At 63.2% G+C, this 18,703-nt stretch carries 16 protein-coding genes; 5 read left to right on the top strand and 11 right to left on the bottom strand.

Annotation, left to right across the window (positions count from 1 at the left end; translation table 11 throughout):
• The first annotated feature begins 86 nt into the window (after positions 1-86).
• On the top strand, positions 87-476 hold the full coding sequence (locus BWP39_RS20570) for a BON domain-containing protein (RefSeq protein WP_096723567.1): 390 nt from the start codon (positions 87-89) through the stop codon (positions 474-476).
• Between the two features lie 76 nt (positions 477-552).
• Here BWP39_RS20570 and BWP39_RS20565 read toward each other — a convergent pair whose 3' ends face one another.
• Entirely contained in the window at positions 553-1,707 is a 1,155-nt protein-coding gene (locus tag BWP39_RS20565) for an acyl-CoA dehydrogenase family protein (RefSeq protein ID WP_096723565.1), read from the bottom strand.
• Between the two features lie 185 nt (positions 1,708-1,892).
• Between BWP39_RS20565 and BWP39_RS20560 the strand changes: the two genes are divergently transcribed.
• Entirely contained in the window at positions 1,893-2,984 is a 1,092-nt protein-coding gene (locus tag BWP39_RS20560; RefSeq protein WP_096723563.1) for a calcium:proton antiporter, read from the top strand.
• A 33-nt stretch (positions 2,985-3,017) separates the two neighbouring features.
• Here the strand turns inward: BWP39_RS20560 and BWP39_RS20555 are convergent, their stop codons facing one another.
• Genes BWP39_RS20555 through parS form a run of 3 tightly spaced genes read right to left on the bottom strand, consistent with a single transcriptional unit; the run spans position 3,018 to position 4,917 of the window.
• A complete protein-coding gene (locus BWP39_RS20555) occupies positions 3,018-3,893 on the bottom strand; it encodes a LysR substrate-binding domain-containing protein (protein ID WP_096723561.1) in 876 nt (291 codons plus the stop codon).
• Between the two features lie 56 nt (positions 3,894-3,949).
• Positions 3,950-4,420 (bottom strand): RES family NAD+ phosphorylase, encoded by a 471-nt coding sequence (locus BWP39_RS20550; protein ID WP_096723559.1) that lies wholly within the window; start codon positions 4,418-4,420, stop codon positions 3,950-3,952.
• The gene (parS, locus tag BWP39_RS20545; RefSeq protein WP_207556993.1) at positions 4,417-4,917 is read right to left on the bottom strand and encodes a type II RES/Xre toxin-antitoxin system antitoxin; all 501 of its coding nucleotides are present in this window, start codon (positions 4,915-4,917) and stop codon (positions 4,417-4,419) included. The genes BWP39_RS20550 and parS overlap by 4 nt, the downstream gene beginning before the upstream one ends.
• 193 nt (positions 4,918-5,110) lie before the next feature.
• Here parS and BWP39_RS20540 point away from each other — a divergent pair, with 193 nt between their 5' ends.
• Together BWP39_RS20540 and BWP39_RS20535 are read left to right on the top strand one after the other, a co-directional pair.
• The gene (locus tag BWP39_RS20540; protein WP_096723557.1) at positions 5,111-5,878 is read left to right on the top strand and encodes an amino acid ABC transporter permease; all 768 of its coding nucleotides are present in this window, start codon (positions 5,111-5,113) and stop codon (positions 5,876-5,878) included.
• Positions 5,875-6,531: an amino acid ABC transporter permease gene (locus BWP39_RS20535; protein ID WP_096723555.1), complete on the top strand. Its 657-nt coding sequence runs from the start codon at positions 5,875-5,877 to the stop codon at positions 6,529-6,531. The genes BWP39_RS20540 and BWP39_RS20535 overlap by 4 nt, the downstream gene beginning before the upstream one ends.
• Before the next feature lie 1,557 nt (positions 6,532-8,088).
• Here the strand turns inward: BWP39_RS20535 and BWP39_RS20525 are convergent.
• From BWP39_RS20525 to BWP39_RS20515, 3 genes are read right to left on the bottom strand one after another with little or no spacing between them, the layout of a single operon-like run.
• A complete protein-coding gene (locus BWP39_RS20525) occupies positions 8,089-9,399 on the bottom strand; it encodes a cytochrome c (protein ID WP_096723551.1) in 1,311 nt (436 codons plus the stop codon).
• Between the two features lie 12 nt (positions 9,400-9,411).
• A complete protein-coding gene (locus BWP39_RS20520; protein ID WP_096723549.1) occupies positions 9,412-11,661 on the bottom strand; it encodes a xanthine dehydrogenase family protein molybdopterin-binding subunit in 2,250 nt (749 codons plus the stop codon).
• A gap of 1 nt (position 11,662) precedes the next feature.
• Positions 11,663-12,118, bottom strand: a complete 456-nt coding sequence (locus tag BWP39_RS20515) for a (2Fe-2S)-binding protein (protein ID WP_096723547.1) — start codon at positions 12,116-12,118, stop codon at positions 11,663-11,665.
• 345 nt (positions 12,119-12,463) lie between these two features.
• Here BWP39_RS20515 and BWP39_RS20510 point away from each other — a divergent pair, with 345 nt between their 5' ends.
• On the top strand, positions 12,464-12,856 hold the full coding sequence (locus BWP39_RS20510) for a hypothetical protein (protein WP_096723545.1): 393 nt from the start codon (positions 12,464-12,466) through the stop codon (positions 12,854-12,856).
• 137 nt (positions 12,857-12,993) lie between these two features.
• On the opposite strand, the gene BWP39_RS20505 is transcribed toward BWP39_RS20510, so the two are convergent.
• The 4 genes from BWP39_RS20505 to BWP39_RS20490 are packed head-to-tail and all read right to left on the bottom strand — an operon-like array spanning position 12,994 to position 18,601.
• Positions 12,994-14,601: an ABC transporter ATP-binding protein gene (locus BWP39_RS20505; protein WP_096723543.1), complete on the bottom strand. Its 1,608-nt coding sequence runs from the start codon at positions 14,599-14,601 to the stop codon at positions 12,994-12,996.
• On the bottom strand, positions 14,601-15,713 hold the full coding sequence (locus BWP39_RS20500; protein WP_096717034.1) for an ABC transporter permease: 1,113 nt from the start codon (positions 15,711-15,713) through the stop codon (positions 14,601-14,603). The genes BWP39_RS20505 and BWP39_RS20500 overlap by 1 nt, the downstream gene beginning before the upstream one ends.
• Positions 15,667-16,719 carry a microcin C ABC transporter permease YejB gene (locus BWP39_RS20495; protein WP_096726052.1) on the bottom strand — a complete coding sequence of 351 codons (1,053 nt, stop codon included), beginning with the start codon at positions 16,717-16,719 and terminating at the stop codon, positions 15,667-15,669. Before BWP39_RS20495 ends, BWP39_RS20500 begins: the two co-directional genes overlap by 47 nt.
• A 13-nt stretch (positions 16,720-16,732) precedes the next feature.
• Positions 16,733-18,601, bottom strand: coding sequence for an extracellular solute-binding protein (locus BWP39_RS20490; RefSeq protein WP_207556992.1), 1,869 nt, complete (start codon positions 18,599-18,601; stop codon positions 16,733-16,735).
• Between the last annotated feature and the right edge of the window lie 102 nt (positions 18,602-18,703).

The raw sequence follows: 18,703 nt of genomic DNA, 5'->3' as shown, positions 1-18,703 counted from the left end.
CAACGGTTTGATCCGCAGTGTTCCAGCAGTGTAGTGCACCGGCCCGAACGGGGGCCATCGCCATGCATGACAACAGGAGAGAGCAAATGAAGGCAACCCAGGCAATCAAGATCGTCGGCAGCGCACTCGTCGTTCTGGCTTCGCTCAATGTGTACGCACAATCGAGCGACGCGACCGCCCCGGCGGGCACGATGGCCGCACCGGCTACGACGGCCGCACCCGGCGCAACGAAGGCCGAGAAGAAAGCAGTCAGAACCGCCAACCGCGCACTGCAACGCAAGGTGCGTAATGCACTCACCAAGGCAGGCGGCATCTCGATGGCAAACATCACGGTGCGCGCACGCGGCGGCGACGTCGTCCTGCAAGGCTCGGTACCCGAGCAGGCACAGAGCGACACGGCCACGCAGACCGCCCAGGGTGTGGCCGGCGTGACCTCGGTGAAGAACGCACTGTCGATCCGTCCGGAAGGTCAGTAAGCAGTAGAACCCGCCATACGATGGCGGCAGCCGCCCTTCGTCATGAAGGGCGGCGTTTGACAGTGCGCAGCAACAGTTAGCCGCTAAACGTGCGCAACAACTCGCGCGCAATCACGATCTGCTGGATCTGCGTCGTGCCTTCGTAAATACGGAAGAGCCGCACGTCGCGATAGAAGCGTTCGATCCCGTACTCGCTCATATACCCTGCACCGCCGAAAATCTGCACCGCGCGATCGGCCACCCGGCCACACATCTCGGTCGCGAACATCTTGGCGCACGAGGCTTCGCTCGTCACGCGCTCGCCCGCATCGCGGCGTCTCGCCGCGTCGACAATCATGCAGCGCGACGCGTAGATTTCCGCCTGGCTGTCCGCGAGCATCGCCTGAATCAGCTGAAATTCGGCGATCGGCTTGCCGAACTGCTTGCGCTCGGTCGCGTAGCGCACCGCGTCGGCCAGCATGCGTTCCGCGGCACCTGTCGCGACAGCGGCAATATGCAGGCGCCCTTTGTCGAGCGTCTTCATCGCCGTCTTGAAACCGACACCTTCCTTTTCGCCGATCAGGTTCGCAGCCGGCACCCGACAGTTATCGAAGATCACATCGCAGGTATGCGCGCCCTTCTGACCCATCTTGCGATCGATCTTGCCAAGTGTCAGGCCAGGTGTGCCCGCCTCGACGACGAACGCCGAGATCGCGTCCGCCCCCTTGCCCGCCGGATCGGTGCGTGCCATCACGGTGAAGATGCCGGCCTCCGGCGCATTCGTGATGAAACGTTTCGTGCCGTTCAACACGTAGTGGTCGCCGTCGCGCACGGCTGTGGTGCGCAGCGATGCCGCGTCGGAGCCGGCCTCTGGCTCGGTCAGGCAGAACGAGCCGATCAGTTCGCCGGACGCGAGCCGCGGCAGGTAGCGCTCTTTTTGCTCGGGCGTACCGTCGAGCACGATGCCCGTCGAGCCGATCCCGTTGTTGCTGCCGATTGCCGAACGGAACGCCGGTGACGTCCGGCCCAGTTCGATCGCGGCGAGTACTTCTTCTTCCATCGTCAGGCCGAGCCCGCCGTATTCTTCCGGCAGACACAGGCCAAACAGGCCGAGTTCGCGCATTTCATCGAGTAGTGCGGCGGGAATCTGGTCGGTTTCGGCAACCAGTTCCTCGTTCGGCACTAACCGCTCCCGGACGAAACGCGCGATGCTGTCGAGCAGCAGGTTCAATGTTTCCTGGCTACGAATCACAATGGCTCCTTCAGAACCTGCTTTAAGGGGTACGCAAACACGAGGATTAAAACGAAATATCTGTTTTATTTTAATACGATACGCAACTTTCTTGACATAATGGTTGAGCATTGGCCGCCGCGTTCCCGTGCACCGCGTACGGCAAGCTGTCCCCGCATTCTCGCTTACCGACCAGGACACTTCGCATGACAACGACCTCCACCATGCTGCCCCGCTGGACGATCGGCGTGCCGATCGCCGCATGGATCGTCCTTGCGGCGTCGCTTGCCGCGCCCGGCAGCGGCTGGCTGCTCGTGCTCATCGGCGTCGCGCTCGCGGGGTCGGTCTTCGCGGCCGTGCATCACGCCGAAGTCGTCGCGCATCGGGTGGGCGAGCCGTTCGGCACGCTCGTCCTCGCGATCGCCGTCACCGTGATCGAGGTCGCGCTGATCGTATCGGTGATGCTGAGCGCAGGCCCGGAAAAAGCCGGGCTCGCGCGCGACACCGTGTTCGCGGCTGTGATGATCGTCTGCAATGGCATCGTCGGGATCTGTCTGCTGGTGGGTGGTCTACGGCATCGCGAGCAGGACTTCCAGATTCGTGGCGCGAATGCGGCGCTTGCCGTACTCGCATCGCTGTCGGTGCTGACGCTCGTCATGCCCAACTATACGAGCACCGAACTCGGCCCGGTGCTGAGCCCCTCGGGGCTGGCCTTCGCGGGTATCTCGTCGCTGGTGCTGTATGGCGTCTTCGTGTTCGTGCAGACCGTGCGCCATCGCGACTACTTCCTCGCGGACAGCACCAACGTCGCCGACGAAAACATTCACGCCGCGCCACCGAGCGGCGGCGTCGCCGCGCTGAGCGGCGCGCTGCTGCTGGTCTGTCTCGTCGCCGTGGTGCTGCTCGCCAAGCTGCTGTCGCCGGTGGTCGAGCGTGCCGTGCTCGGGGCGGGCGCACCGGAGGCTGTGGTCGGCATCGTAATCGCCGCGCTGGTTCTGTTGCCCGAAGGGCTCGCCGCCGTGCGCGCAGCGCGTGCTGACCGACTGCAGACCAGCCTCAACCTTGCGCTCGGCTCCGCGCTTGCCAGTATCGGGTTGACCATTCCGACGGTGGCGGTCGTGTTCTTGTGGACCGGCCAGCCGCTCGCGCTTGGCCTCGGTGGGAAGGAAACGGTGCTGCTGTTTCTCACGCTGCTGATCAGCACCTTCACGCTCAGCACCGGGCGTACCAATATCCTGCAGGGTGCGGTGCATCTGTCGCTGTTCGCGGCATATCTGTTTCTATCGGTTGCGCCCTAGCGACACGCGCGAGCGAGCCCGCGCGCTGCGCGCCTACTCCGCCCAGTGCGCCGCGATCCAGTCGTGAAAGAGCTTCACTTTCTGCTGATGCGCGACGGCGTCCGGATACACGAAGTAATAACGGGCGCCGGTTGTCAGCACCGCATCGAATGGTCGCAGCAGGCGTTTCGCCGCGACGTCCTCTTCGATCAACGCGAGATCGCTGATCGCCACGCCGAAGCCCTGCAAGGCGGCGTTGGTCGCGAGATCGAGCGTGTCGAAGCTCGGTCCGAGCGCCGCATCGATGTCGCGCGCATCCACATGGTCGAGCCACATTTTCCAGTCGCGGTGATCGCGCGTCGGATGCAGCAGTGTGTGGCGTGCGAGATCGGCAAGCACGGCGAGCGGCCGGTCGCGTAACAGCTCGGGCGCGCACACCGGCGTCAGGCGTTCCTCAAATAACGGCACGGCCTGCACGTCGACACCTGGCGACGTCCCGTAGATGATCGCCGCATCGAACGGCTCTGCCTGAAAGTCGATGTCGTGCTGCCATGTCGTCGTGATCTGCACATGCAGGTCGGGATACTCGGCCTGGAACTGCGTGATCTTCGGCAGCATCCAGCGCATCACGCAGGTCGGCATCTTCAGCGCGAGATCGGTGCGCTGCCGCGTGAGACGCAACGAGATTTCTTCGATGCGCGCAAAACTCTCCTTGACCGCCGGTAGCAGCAGTTCGCCTTCTGCGGTCAGCGTGAGTCCCTTGGCGTGGCGCTTGAAGAGCGGGAAACCGTAGTACTCCTCGAGCGCAAGAATCTGCCGGCTGACGGCCCCCTGCGTCAGACACAGATGCTCCGCGGCGCGCGTGAAGCTGCGGTGGCGTGCGACCGTTTCGAAGATCTGCAGTGCGTTGAGTGGGGGGAGTCGGCGCATGGACGGGGAATGCATCACGGGTCAGGAAAAATCATGCAGCAACGATCTTCGTCATATCAACCAAACAGACGAGGATCCAGCGAAAACAGCTCCTTGCTGATGACGCGAACCCCCTTCATATCGGCATGCATCGGGTTCAGCAGAAGATTGAAATCAGTCGGGCACACCACCGACGGCACCCGCATCGCAAGATCGGTCCCGGCCTCGAGCCAGCGCCGACCGATCTCCACTGTCGACAGCGGATCGCGTGTAAGTTCGGCCCAATCCTGCGGTAACTCGGGGACGTACGCGTTATCGTACGCGCTGTCCGGAACCTCGAGCGTGACGAGGAAATAGCCACCGGCAGGCAGAAGGCCCGCCAGGTGGACGAGCGCCTCGAGCAGCGAGGTTGAAGCGTGACAACAGGTGTACAGCACGCGCATCCCACGCGGATTCCAGCGCCCGCCGGCCAGTGCCGCGCCATTGCCGCTGACATCGTCCGCAAGATAGCGCCCGGGACGCTCCTTCGCGAGCCGGTACACCCTCATGCAGAGACACCGAAGGTGATACGCATCAACAGATCGCGCACCCGGTCGTAGCCCGGTTGCGAATCGAGTACTTCGAGCGGCCTCAGCCCACCTAGCTCGGCATGCGGCCGCTGCAACCACTCGGCAGCCAGCGCATCGTCCTCGAACACCTGCGTCGCTTCTTCGAGCACGTAAAGCACCCGCGCGACCCGATCCGATTCGGCGCCGGACAGCCGCTCTTCCTTCGAAATCTTCCGCAGGATTGTCGAGCTCGGCAGTCCAAGGCCGGCGAGTACCGTCTGCAACGGGATATGGAGCAGTTCCTTTGCAATCCGCTCGACGATGATGGCGTCCATGCCCTCCCGGATCGTAAGACGTTGCTCCAGCGGATCCATTTTCCTGAAGGTCTCGAAGTCGTGCGGCTGCGAGCCGAGCGCACCCGAGCCGACCAATGCCTTGCGGGCACTGGACGCTGCGTGCTTTGCCGAAGCAAGCGCTGAGTGTGATAGCACAGTCATGGAGGCCCTTCTCATCTGGTCATTTTGTAACTCCCATTCTAGAAACTTCTCAAATGGAAGTCAACAAACTCCCAAATGAGAGATTTTTGATCGATCGCTATCCCGACCAGGCGCTTCGACCATCCCGGCGACGCTATTTCTGCAAATCTTTCTGGTCGAGTACAGTGGCTCGCCTCACGACGAAGACTTCACGATGACCTATGCATTCGATTTCAGCGGCTTTGGCCTGTATGCCGGCATGCTCGTACGCGGCGCGGGGGTCACGCTCGGCCTGACTGCGGTATCGACGGTGCTGGGTGGAATTGTCGGCGTGGCGGGCGCAAGCGTCGCGGTGTCCGGGCCGCGTTGGGCTCGCACGCTGATCTCAGCGTATGTCGAGGCGATCCGCAACACGCCGTTTCTCGTGCAACTGTTCTTCGTGTTCTTCGGCCTGCCGAGCCTCGGCATTCACATCGACGAAATCCAGGCCGCCATCCTCGCGATGACTGTGAATCTGGGCGCCTACGCGATCGAAATTGTCCGTGCCGGTATCGAATCGATTCCGCGTGGCCAGGTGCAGGCCGCGCATGCGCTCGGGCTGCATGGCCGGCAGGTGTTTCGCCATGTCGTGCTGCCGCAGGCGCTCGCCAATGTGTTCCCGGCGCTGCTGAGTCAGGTGCTGATCGTGATGCTCGGTTCGGCGGTCGTGTCGCAGATCTCTGTCCCCGATCTGACCTATGCGGCCAACTTCATCCAGTCGCGCAATTTCCGCTCGTTCGAGAGCTACGTGATCATCACCGTGGTCTATCTGGCGCTGTCAATCGTGTTGCGGCAGGTGCTGAGCCGACTCGGCGGTGGCCTCTTTGCCGGGCGCGCGCCACGCACTACCTCCGGTGCAACGGTTCGTCTGCATACGTGGTTCAGGTGGCGCAGCAGCCGCGCTCACGCGTCTCGCGCCCTGCCGACGGAGCGTGCCCGATGATCGAATTTACGCTGTGGGACATCGCCCGCAACCTGTTGCTCGCCGCACGCTGGACCATCCTGCTCTCGCTGATCGCATTCGTCGGTGGCGGCGCCGTCGGTCTTGCGCTGCTCGCGGCGCGTGTGTCGCCGTTCCCGTGGCTACGACGCGTGGTCGTGCTGTATGTGGAGCTGTTCCAGGGCACCCCGCTGCTGATGCAGTTGTTCCTTGCCTTCTTCGGTCTGCCGCTGATAGGCATCGAGGTATCGCCGTGGGTCGCGGCGACCGTTACGCTCACGCTCTACACGAGCGCGTATCTCGTCGATATCTGGCGCGGCTGCGTCGAAGCGGTCCCGCGCGGCCAGTGGGCCGCGGGCGCGAGTCTCGGCATGACGTTCGGCCAGCAGTTGCGCTACATCGTGTGGCCGCAGGCGCGAAAAATTGCCGTCGCGCCCACTGTGGGCTTTCTCGTGCAGGTGGTGAAAAGCACGGCGCTCACGTCGATCATCGGTTTCACCGAACTCACGAAAACCGGCACGATGATTACTAACGCCGCGTTCCGTCCGTTTCCCATCTACGGCATGGTCGCGGTGCTGTACTTCGCGATGTGCTTTCCGTTGACGTGGTACGCCCGGGTGCTTGAGAAGCGCCAGAAGGTCGGGCAGCACCGGTAGCGTTCAGAAGAACGACCACGTCCTGGACGCTACCGGGTCTCCTTCGCGGCGGCTAGCAAGGTGGAAGAGCGGTTACTCGTACTTTTTCAGGCGATCTGGATTCCCCGGCGAGAACGGAAAGAAGAGCTTCCTGAAGCCCGACCTTAGAGAACGCATCGCACCTCGGAGCCTGCCGGGCGCTGTCAATCGATGCGGCCGGCTACTCCCAAGGTAGTGGTCACCGAAGGCCTCGAGCCCCGGCGAGAACACAGGGCCGAGTTCCTTTTTCCGTTCCTGCGGCTCAAAATCAATGTCCACCGGGTACTGCTCTACGGTGGATACCCGCCGTCCGGGGAGCATCGTCTGAGCGCGATACGGCGGACGTGCGCCCTCGTGGCCTACCGGCATACCCAACGACGTTTCGCCGAACGGTCCGTCACGCCGATACGCGTCAGGGCCGGACGTCTGCATTGGCGGTGTCCACTGCTGCCCCATCGAGGCGGGCACCGCCTCGAGTTCATAGCGCACAGGTTGTTGAACGGGTGGTGATGATCCGGGCAGTCGCGATTGTGCGCCGCCCGAAGCGGTTGGATCCAACCACGGCATCGGTGGCACCGGCGGCCCGTCCGACCACGCGCTCCGCGGAGTCAGCGGTACATACTCCGCCTCAAGTTCATACGTTGGAGGAAGTGACTGAGCCGACGATGCTGATCTCTGCGGTTGTGGCTGCACACAATCCGGAGTCTTCGGCTTCAACCACGGCTTCGGTGGCACCGGCGGCCGGTATGACGACCCGCTCAGCAGACTCAGCGGTACATACCCTGCGTCAAGTTCGTACGGCGGAGAGGGTTGGGCCAGCAACGCTACCCCCGGCCGCTGCGCCTGTTCGTTGTCCGCAGCCTTCGGGCTCAACCACGGCTTCGGTGGCACCGGCGGCCGATACGACGATCCGCTCGGCGGAATCAGCGGTGCATCCCTCGCCTCGGGTTCGTACGGCGGAGGTGGCTGAGCCGGCGATGTTGCCCTCTGCGGTTGCGGCGGCACACCGCCCGAAGTATCCGGGTCCGGCAACTCCTTCGGTGGTAGCGGCGGCGCGCCCGGCGACCCTGTCCGTGTCAATAGCAGCGCCTTCGGTGCCTGCGGCAAATCAAACCGCCCTGCGTGAATGGGTGATTGCGGCGATGCGCGCCCGGACACAGACACAGAACCGGTCTCTTTAAGAGGATCTCCCCAATAGCGATGGGCGTCGCCGGTTACTCTTGCGGGATGATTCATGACGCTCCTCGGTGTCAGCACAGCAATCCACCGTCGATCATACGAACGTCGAGTCCTCACCCTCGGCAACAATGCGAAGAAATACCGGCAGATCCGAAGCAGAGGTGTTATCGAGGGCTATGTCGCGACCAGAACCGACCATTGCGGATGCGACGCCGGAACCCGACGTCAACGCACGTGATGGCAGCGCAGTCAAAGCCCTTAAAGCGCGTCATCACACCGGCAATCATCGGACACGATTGCAACGGAACCGGCAACGAACAACCGGCCGCCACGCAAACCGGCGGCCGGTCGCACAAGCCCCTATCGCGCAGCAGCCTGCGTCGACTTACGCAGCTTCGCCACCTCTGCAGCCGTGACACCCGGCGCATGATTGTTCCACCCCGCGCGCACAAAAGTCAGCACATCCGCGATCTGCTGATCGCTGAGCACCGGTGCAAACTTCGGCATCGGATACGCCGCCGGAATCCCCTGAATCACCAGATCGCCGGTGCCGTTCAGCGTGACGTTGACGAGCGACGACGCATCCGCCTCCAGCACGTTCGGATTGCCCGCCAGCGGCGCGAGCAGCGGTGCGAAGGCGCGCCCGTCCACGCCGTGGCAATGCATGCAGTACGCGGTGTACACGCGTGCGCCGGCATCGTTCGCGGGTCGCGCGAGCGACGCCTTCGTCGCCTGTGCGTCATACGTATACGGCGCGGCACCGTTGCCGCCCACCGGCGGCAATGACTTCAGATAGCGCGCCATCGCGGTGACGTCGGGATCGGTCATCGCCTGCGTGCTGTTGTTGATCACGCTCGTCATCGAACCGAACGCCGACGCGTGCTGGTTCGCGCCCGTCTTCAGGAACTGCGCGACGTCCTGTTCCGACCATCGGCCGAGTCCGACGTTATGCTCGCCGGTCAGGTTCGCCGCGAACCAGCCGTCGAGTACGCCACCGCTCAGATACGCGCTGCCGGTTTCGTCGAGCGCCTTCTCCTGGAATGCAACACCGCGCGGCGTATGGCACGAACCGCAATGGCCGAGCCCCTGAATCAGGTAGGCCCCGCGGTTCCATGCAACGTCCTTGCCGGTCTTGTCCTGGTAGACGCCCTTGTCGAGGAACACCATGTTCCAGAACATGAGCGGCCAGCGCATGTTGAGCGGCCACTTGATATCCGATTCGCGGTTCGCCTGCTTCACCGGTGCGACGCCGTGCATGAAGTACGCATAGAGCGCGCGCGTATCGTCGTCGTTGACCTTGGCGTACGACGGATAAGGCATCGCCGGGTACAGGTTGTGGCCGTCCTTCGCGACGCCCTCGCGCAGCGCGCGCGAGAAATCTTCCTCCGTGTAGTTGCCGATACCGGTCTCCGGGTCGGGCGTGATGTTGGTCGTGTAGATCGCGCCCATCGGCGTCGTCATCGGCAGGCCGCCGGCGAATGGCTTGCCGCGCGGCGCCGAATGGCAGGCGATGCAGTCGCCGACCTTCGCGAGATAGGCGCCACGCTGCACTAACGTATCGTCGGCAGTGGCTGTCGCGGCCGGTGTTGATCCTTGAGCCTGGACCAGCGACGGCAGCACCGCATACGTAGCGAAGACAGCCGCGCTCACAAGCTTGAGTGTGCGATTCATGTCTGTCTCCCGTTATGCGGTCTTGAGCTGCGTGCCAACCGGCAATTGCCGCAGCCGCTTGCCCGTCGCCGCGTAGATTGCGTTTGCAACCGCCGGCGCGAGCGCGGACGTGCCGGGCTCGCCGATGCCTCCGGGCGCTTCCGCGCTCTTCACGATATGCACTTCGATCTCCGGCGCCTGATCGATACGCAACATGCGGTAGTCGGTGAAGTTGTTCTGCTGGACACGGCCTTCTTCGATCGTGATCTCGCTGTAGAGCGCCGCCGTGATCCCGAAGATGATGCCGCCCTGCACCTGCGCCTCGATCGTGTTCGGATTGACAACCATGCCGCAATCGACTGCGCACACGATGCGGTTCACCGTCACCTCGCCCTGATCGACAGTCACGTCCGCGACCATCGAGAAGAAGCTGCCGAACGCATGCATCACCGACACGCCACGTCCCTGCCCCTTCGGCACGGTCGTCTTGCCCCAGTTGGCCGCGTTGGTGGCGACATCGAGCACGTTAAGCGCGCGCGGCGATTTGCCGAGCAGATCGCGCCGGTACTTGACCGGATCGACCTTGGCCTGCGCCGCCAGTTCATCGATAAAACTCTCGACGACAAACGTGCCGCGCGTCGGCCCCACACCGCGCCAGAACGCGGTTGGCACCGCGTGCGGCTCCTGGCGCACGTAGTCGACGAGCTGGTTGGGCAGATCGTAGGGAAGATCGGCGGCGACCTCGACCGCGTCCGGATCGAGACCGTTCTTGAACGCAGGCGGCGCGAAGCGCGCCATGATCGACGAGCCGACGATCCGGTGCTGCCACGCGACCGGCTTGCCATTCGCATCGAGCCCCGCCGAAATCGCATCGTAGTAGTACGGGCGATACATGTCGTGCTGGATGTCTTCCTCGCGCGTCCACACCACCTTGACCGGCACACCGAGCTGCTTGCCGACCTTCAGCGCCTGCGTGATCGCATCGGTTTCGAGCCGCCGCCCGAAACCGCCGCCGAGCAGATAGTTGTGCACGACGATTTTCTCCGCTGGCAGCCCGGTCACCTTCACGCCGGCATCGACTGCGCGCGTCGGTACCTGTGTGCCGACCCAGATATCGCAGCCGTCGGACCGCACGTGCACCGTGCAGTTGATCGGCTCCATCGTTGCGTGCGCAAGGAACGGTTGCTGGTAGACCGCGTCGATGCGCGTCTTCGCATTCGAGAACGCGTTGCCGACATCGCCTTCCTTGCGTGCGACCGCGCCGTTGCGCTGCGACGCCTGGGCGAGATCGGCAACGATCTGCTTCATCGACAGGTTCGCGCCCTCGCCTTCGTTCCACTTGATGTCGAGCGCCATCACGCCACGTTTGGCGGCCCACGTATGGTCGCCGATCACCGCTACCGCGTTGTCGATCTTCACCACCTGGCGCACACCGGGGATCTTCTTCGCGTTCGTATCGTCGACGCTTTCGAGCGTGCCGCCAAACACCGGGCAATTCGCGATCGCGGCATAGACCATGTCCGGCAGCCGCACGTCGAGCCCGAACACCGCGGTGCCGTCGACCTTCTCCGGCGAATCGAGCCGTTTGGCCGGCGTGCCGATCAGCTTGAAATCGGCGGGTTTCTTGAGCGGGACGTCCTTCGGTACCGGCAGTTTCGCAGCCGCGCCGACGAGCTGACCGTAGCCAGCACTGCGCTTGCTCGCCGCATGGATCACCTGACCGCTCTCCGCGTGACACGACGCCGGATCGACCTGCCATTGCTGCGCAGCAGCGCCGATCAGCAGCACACGGGCAGTCGCACCGGCACGGCGCATCGGTTCCCATGCATAGCGGATCGACGTCGAGCCGCCGGTCAGCTGTCCGCCGAGCAGCGGATCCATGAAGAGCTTTTCGTCGGGCGGCGCGTGATCGATCGTGACGCTGTCGAGCGGCACTTCGAGTTCTTCCGCGATCAGCATCGGAATCGACGTGTACACGCCTTGACCCATCTCGACCTTCGGGATCACGAGCGTGACCTTGCCCGCGGTATCGATCTGGATGAACGCGTTCGGCGCGAACACACCGTTCTGCGCGGTTTCATTTCCATCGCCACCGATCACCGTTTTGCGAAGTGCGGCGGTACCGCCCTGGCTAGCCGCCGGCAGGCTGAAACCGAGCAACAGGCCACCGCCGGTCGCTACGCCAACCGTCACACCGAATTTGAGGAACGTGCGACGTGTGATGCGCGACCCGTCGGTCGCGCGTGATGCGCCGTTTTGCGCATCGAGCAGTCCTTGGGACATGTCACGCCTCCTTCGCAGCGTGCTTGATCGCTGCGCGGATGCGGTTGTAGGTGCCGCAGCGGCAGATGTTGCCTGCCATTGCCGCATCGATGTCCGCATCGGAAGGACTGGCGTTCTGTGCGAGCAGCGACGCCGCCGACATGACCTGCCCGGACTGACAGTAGCCGCACTGCACCACGTCGAGCTGCCGCCATGCCTGCTGGACTTTCTTGCCGGCGGGCGTGTCGCCAACCGCTTCGATCGTCGTGATCTTGCGGTCGCCGACGGCTGCTGCGGGCAGCACGCACGACCGGACCGCCACGCCGTCGAGATGGACCGTACAGGCGCCGCACTGCGCAATACCGCAGCCGAACTTGGTGCCGGTCAGACCGATCAGATCGCGCAGCACCCATAGCAGAGGCATGTCGGGAGGCGCGTCGACGGTGTGGGTCTGACCGTTGATGGTGAGCGTTGTCATGGGCTGCTCCGGTTGTGGGGTTGTTGTTTATTGATCGTGAGTCGAGGGTGGGTCGACTGTCTTGCTGGCCGGTTTGTATGCCGGCACGACACTAAAATGCGGCGACTCGCTCAATCTATTCTGCAAGAGACGCCAATAGACCCTGATACAGTGAAGCGATCCCGCCGTTGAAGAGCGCACTGCCCGGTAGACTGCCCGTGCAGAAGAGGTGCGATGATTGTAGCGCTGCGGGAAAAGCGGCGTCGATGGATATTGCAGTTGTAGTGGCGGCGACTGGAACCATATATAGAGCGAGCCCACGATTCGCCGCTAAACCATTTCGATCTATCCGCACGGAGCCGAACCATGAACGAAGCACAAGCCATCCAGTTTCTGTCGGACGTGCGCAAGCCGCTGCTCGCGCTGCACAAGTCGATTCTCGATCACGAGCGCGCAGCGTATGAGCAGGAGTTCGGTCCCGCTACGCCGGCTGCGTTCCTGCAGGTGCTGATCAATGGGTCGGGGTTTCGCTGGTTGTCGGCGCTGTCGACGACGATTGCGAATGTCGATGAAGTGCTCGACGACGATAAGGCGACTGCGGAGGATCGTATTGCCGCCGCGCAGTCGGTGGGTGCGCTCTTTTCGGCGGATACACCGAATAACGCGTTTCTTGAGCGCTATCTGCCGTTGCTGCAGGCGAGCCCGGCGGTGCTGCATGAGCATGGTCGGGTCGCGCAGGTGCTGCGTGGGCTTGAATGACGATGATGCATTGACGCTGGGGGCTGCGCTTCGATCATGAAACGCAGCGCCCTCCTGGAAGTGCTCACCTTGATCGTGATCGGCGGCGAGCACTCCATCACCAGACTCAGATCGTCAAGCAGCAACCTCATCACGCTTCACGACAGATTGCCAATCGACGACGCCAGCAACGACTGGGTATAAGGATGCGACGGCGTGCGCAGCACATCGAGCGTATCACCGGATTCCACAATGCGCCCTGACTTCATCACGATCACCCGATGCGCCATCGCGCGCATCACCGCCAGATCGTGCGTGATGAACAGATAGCTCAGCTGGTATTTCTTCTGCAGTTTCGTCAGCAGGTTCAGCACCTGCTTCTGGATCGACACGTCGAGCGCGCTGGTCGGCTCGTCGAGCACGAGCAGTTCCGGTTCGACCGCGAGTGCGCGTGCAATTGCGATCCGCTGCCGCTGGCCACCCGAGAATTCATGCGGATAGCGCACCATCGATTCGGCCGGCATGCCGACTTCCTCGAGTAGCGCTGCAACCCGTCCGCGCCGGTCCTTGGGATCGATATGCGCATGGTGTACCGCGAGCCCTTCGCCGATGATCTGTTCGACGGTCATGCGCGGCGAGAGCGAGCCGAACGGGTCCTGAAACACCACCTGCATGCGTGCGCAGAGTTCGCGACGCTCGCGGCTCTGTCCTGACTTCGGCAACGGTATGCCGTCGATCCTGATCTCACCGGTCGCAGGTCGCTGCAGCCCCAGCACGGTCGCCGCCAGCGTCGATTTCCCGGAGCCCGACTCGCCAACGATACCCAGCGTTTCTCCACGTTTGAGGTTCAGATCGAGTTCGTGTACAGCGCGGAACGTCGCGCGGCCGAACATCGAACGCCAGCCCTTGGCCGGAATCCGGTAATCGATCGCGAGTCCCTCCACGTCGAGCAGTGTGCGCGCATCCGGTTCGATCGCATCGATTGCGCGCTGCGGCTCGCTGTCGAGCAGCCGCTTCGTGTACGGGTGCTGCGGGTTCGAGAACAGTTCTTCGGTGGTGTTGGTTTCCACCAGCACGCCCTTCTCCATCACCGCCACGCGCTGCGCGAAGCGTTTTACCAGGTTCAGGTCGTGCGTGATCAGCAGCACGGCCATGCCGCGGTCTGCCGCTTCCTGCTCCTGCAGGCCGATCAGCAGGTCGACGATCTGCTGGCGCACGGTCACGTCGAGCGCGGTGGTCGGCTCGTCGGCGAGCAGCAGGCGTGGCCGGCACGCGAGCGCCATCGCGATCATCGCGCGCTGGCGCTGGCCGCCCGACAACTGGTGCGGAAAGCTGTCGATCCGCCGTTCCGGCTCGGGAATGCCGGTGCGTTTGAGCAGTTCGATACCGCGCTGACGGGCCGCATTGGGTCTTAAGCCCTCGTGCAACCGCAGGCTCTCCGCAATCTGCTTGCCGATCGTATAGAGCGGGTTGAGCGCGGTCATCGGCTCCTGAAACACCATCGCCACATCGGCACCGCGAATGCCACGCATCTGCTGCTCGGTCTTCTGCAGCAGGTCATCACCGTCGAGCAGGATGCGTCCGCTCAGTTCCGCCTGCGCGACAAGCCGCAGGATGGACAGTGCGGTGACACTCTTGCCCGAGCCCGATTCACCGACGAGTGCGACGCGTTCGCCGCGCCCGATCGACAGGCTTAGTTCCTGCACCGCAACCTTGTCGCCAAAGCGCACCGAGAAGCGGTCGATTTCCAGTAGAGGTTGGGCCATCACTTGCCTCCGCCGAATGCCGAACCGCGCATGCGCGTGTCGAGCGCGTTACGCAGTGCATCGCCCATGAAGGTCAGCAGCAGCAGCGTAATCACCAGCGCCGAGAACGCCGAGATCGAGATCCACCACGCATCGAGGTTGTTCTTGCCCTCCTGCAGCAGCTCGCCGAGGCTTGGGGTGGGCGGTGGGACGCCGAGACCGAGGAAGTCGAGACTGGTCAGCGAGAGGATTGCGGCACTCATGCGGAACGGCAGGAACGTGATGACCGGCGTCAGGCTGTTGGGCAGTACGTGGCGCCACATGATCTGCCAGTTCGTGAGACCCATGGTACGGGCGGCCTTCACGTAATCGAGGGAGCGGTTGCGCAGGAATTCGGCGCGCACGTAGTCGGACAGGACCAGCCAGCCGAACATCGACAGCAGGATAAACAGCAGCCACAGCGTCGGCTCGAAGATCGAGGCGAAGATGATCAGCAGGTACAGATCCGGCATCGAACTCCAGATCTCGATCAGGCGCTGGCCGATCAGGTCGGTGCGTCCTCCGTAGAAGCCCTGCACGGCCCCTGTCAGCACCCCGAGCAGGACACCCGATACCGTCAGCGCAAGCGCCATCAGCACCGACAGCCGGAACCCGTACAGCAGGCGCGACAGTACGTCCCGCCCGAACTGGTCCGTACCGAGCCAGTTAGTCGCCGACGGCGGTGCCGGAAACGGGTGCGCGGCGAAGTAATCGATGGTGTCGTAGTGGTAGTGGTTCGGCGGATAGATCGCGAAGTTACCCTTCGATTCGAGCCGTGAGCGGATATACGGATCGAGGTAGTTCGCACGCGCCGGGAAGTCGCCGCCGAACACCAGCTCCGAATAGTCCTTCACGATCGGAAAGTAGTAATGGCCCTCGTAGCGCACGACGAGCGGACGATCGTTCGCCAGCAGCTCGCCAAAGAGGCTGATGACAAACAGCGCACCGAAGATGATGAGGCTCCAGTAACCGAGCCGCTGCTGTCTGAAGCGCCACCACGTGCGCCGCCACGGAGAAGGTGACGGTGCCTGGGTGACGACCGCGGACTCAGTGGTCCATGCGGTTGAACTGGATGCGGGGGTCGACGAGGACATAGCAGACGTCAGCAATAAGTTTGGTTACGAGGCCGATCAGCGTGAACAGAAACAGCGAGCCGAGCACCACGGGATAGTCGCGGCGGATCACGGAGTCGTAGGACAGCTGACCCATACCGTTGAGCGAGAAGAGCGTTTCGATGAGCAGGTTGCCGTTCAGGAAGGCACCGACGAAGGCGGCCGGCAGACCGGTCAGCAGCGGAATGGCCGCGTTGCGCAGCACGTGCTTCCACAGCACGTCACGCTCGGCGGCCCCCTTGGCACGCGCGGTCAGCACATATTGCCGGCCGATCTCCTCGAGGAAGGTGTTCTTGGTGAGGATCGTGACGATCGCGAAGTTGCCGACCACCGATGCAGTAACCGGCAATGCGATGTGCCACAGATAGTCGAGGATCTTGCCCGCGACGCTGAGATCGCTGAAGTTGTCGGAAGTGATGCCGCGCATCGGGAACACCTGCCAGAACGTGCCGCCACCGAACAGCATGATCAGCAGCACGCCGAGCACGAAGCCCGGTATCGCGTAACCGGCGAGCACCAGTACGCTCGTCACCGTGTCGAAGCGCGAGCCGTTGCGTACCGCCTTCGCGATCCCCAGTGGCACCGATATCAGGTACGTGAGCAGCACGGTCCATAACCCGAGCGTGATCGATACCGGCAGCTTCGAGCGGATTACGTCCCACACGCTGTCGTGCTGGTAGTAGGACTGACCGAGGTTGAAGGTCGCGTAGTTCTTCAGCATCAGCACGTAACGCGTGAGTGGCGGCTTGTCGAAACCGAACTCCTTCTTGATCTGTTCGATCTGCTGCGGGTCGACGCCCTGGCTGCCGTGATAGCCGCCACCGCCCGACCCCGCCTCTCCGCCACGGCTGGTGCCGTGGCGGAGTTGCATCATCACCTGTTCGACCGGCCCACCCGGCACGAACTGCGTGACGACAAAGGTCAGTGTGACGACGCCTAGCAGCGTGGGCACCATTAGCAACAAACGTCTGAGTATGTAGGTGAGCATCGTTTCGTCCTCGCTAGTGCACTGCACCGGACGACGCCGGCTGTTTCTGGTACCAGTAGTTAATGATCCAGTCTTCGTATTGATAGGAATCCGGCACGATCTTCGGATGATCGTGCGTGCTCTTGTACGCGATCCGTGCGTTCGGCAGGTAGTACTCCGGGACGAGGATGTACATATTGATCAGCACCCGATCGAGTGCATGGATCGCCGTTTCGAGGTCGTCGAGCGACTGCGCGTTGAGCGCCGCGGCGATCAGCGCATCGACGGCCTTCGAGCGCACTCCGGGGTAATTCTCCGAGCCCGGTTGCAACGCCGCCGCGCTGCCGAACCGACGTGTCAGTTCCGCGCCCGGAATCGTCACCGGGTTGTAGATCAGCGTCGTCATGTCGTATTCGAAGTTGTCGAGCCGCTTCTGATACAGCGCGCTATCGATCTCCCGCAGATGAGCCTGGATGCCGAGCATCGCGAGCGCCTGCGTGTACGGCAGGATGATCCGGTCCATCCCGGGCTGGTCATCCATGATCTCGATCGTCATCGCCGTGCCGTTCGCATCGCGCAGTGCGCCATCGCGATAGTGCCAGCCGGCCTGCGCGAGCAGATCACGCGCCTCGAGCAGGTTCGCGCGCTGCGAGCGCGGCGGCAGCGTCGACGGCTGCTGGGTCATCGGCCCGAACACCTCGGCAGGCAGCTCGGCGCGAAACGGCTCGAGCAATGCGAGTTCCTTGCTGGTCGGCACGCCGGTCGCCTTGAACGGACTCGCCTCCCAGAAGCTGTTGGTGCGCCGGTACTGGTCCGAGAACATCATCCGGTTCATCCAGTCGTAGTCGAACGCAAGTGTCAGTGCGTGGCGCACGCGCACATCCTTGAACATCGGTTTGCGCATATTGATCAGCAGGCCCTGCATCTGCGCGGGACCATCCGGGAAAGTGGCCCTCTTCAGCATCCCGTTGCGAAAATTCTTGCCGACGTACTTGCGCGCCCATGTGCTCGAGCTGTACTCCATCCGCGCATCTGTATCGCCCGCCTTGAACGCCTCGAGCTGTGTGTAGTGATCCAGATAGAGCTTGAACAGGACGCGCTGGAAGCGGAACATCCCGCGCCGGGTCGGCAGGTTCGCCGCCCAGTAGTTCGGAATGCGGACATACGAGATCTGCTTGTCGTTCTGACGCCGATCGATCAGGTACGCGCCGCTCGCGATGGGCGGCACGGTCGCGATCTGGTCGAACGGCGGGCGCTTGCCGTTAGCGTCCATCCCCCACTTCGGCGAGAACACCGGCAGGTCGCCAGCGATCAGCGGCGCGCTGCGATCGGCGCGGACAAAGTCGAAGCGGACAGTCTGCCGGTCGACGACCGTCGCCCGCTTGATGATCGAGAACTGCGCACTGACGATCGGCGACGCTTGCGGGCTCGTCAGCGTGTCGAACGAATACTTGACGTCGGCGGCAGTGATTGGATCCCCGTTCGAGAAGCGTGCGGCCGGGTTCACATGAAAGGTTGCCGACAGGCCGTCCGGCGCTACCTCGACGTCGTCGGCGATCAGCGCGTACGACGATGCCAGTTCGTCCCAGCTGCGCTGCAGCAGCGTGTCGAACATCAGAATCTGGATGTCGGGCGCGGGGGAACCGCGCAAGAGGAACGGATTCAGCGAATCGTAGCTCTGCGCGGGACCGTAGTTTTCGTAATTCAGGGTGCCGTTGGCCGGCGCGTCAGGGTCCGCATAGTCGAAATGCGTGAAACCGGGCGGGTATTTCGGCTGGCCGTACTGCGCGAGCCCGGTGACGGCCTGCGCCGCATCCGGCGCCATCACATATGCCGTGAGCGCCACTAGCAGCGCGGCGGCTGCCCGCGTGATCTGCTTCGCACGCGATGTTGCAAATTTCATCATCCGTCCGGTCGTGAATACGTGGATACATGAATACGTCGGCACGCGGCCGACGTTGAATCGGTACGATGCCACCGGGCTTGACATATTCACTGCGCATCG

Origin of the sequence: Paraburkholderia acidicola, assembly GCF_002362315.1 — a bacterium.
In the GTDB taxonomy this organism is placed as follows: domain Bacteria; phylum Pseudomonadota; class Gammaproteobacteria; order Burkholderiales; family Burkholderiaceae; genus Paraburkholderia; species Paraburkholderia acidicola.
This window is presented reverse-complemented; position numbering and strand designations above follow the sequence as displayed.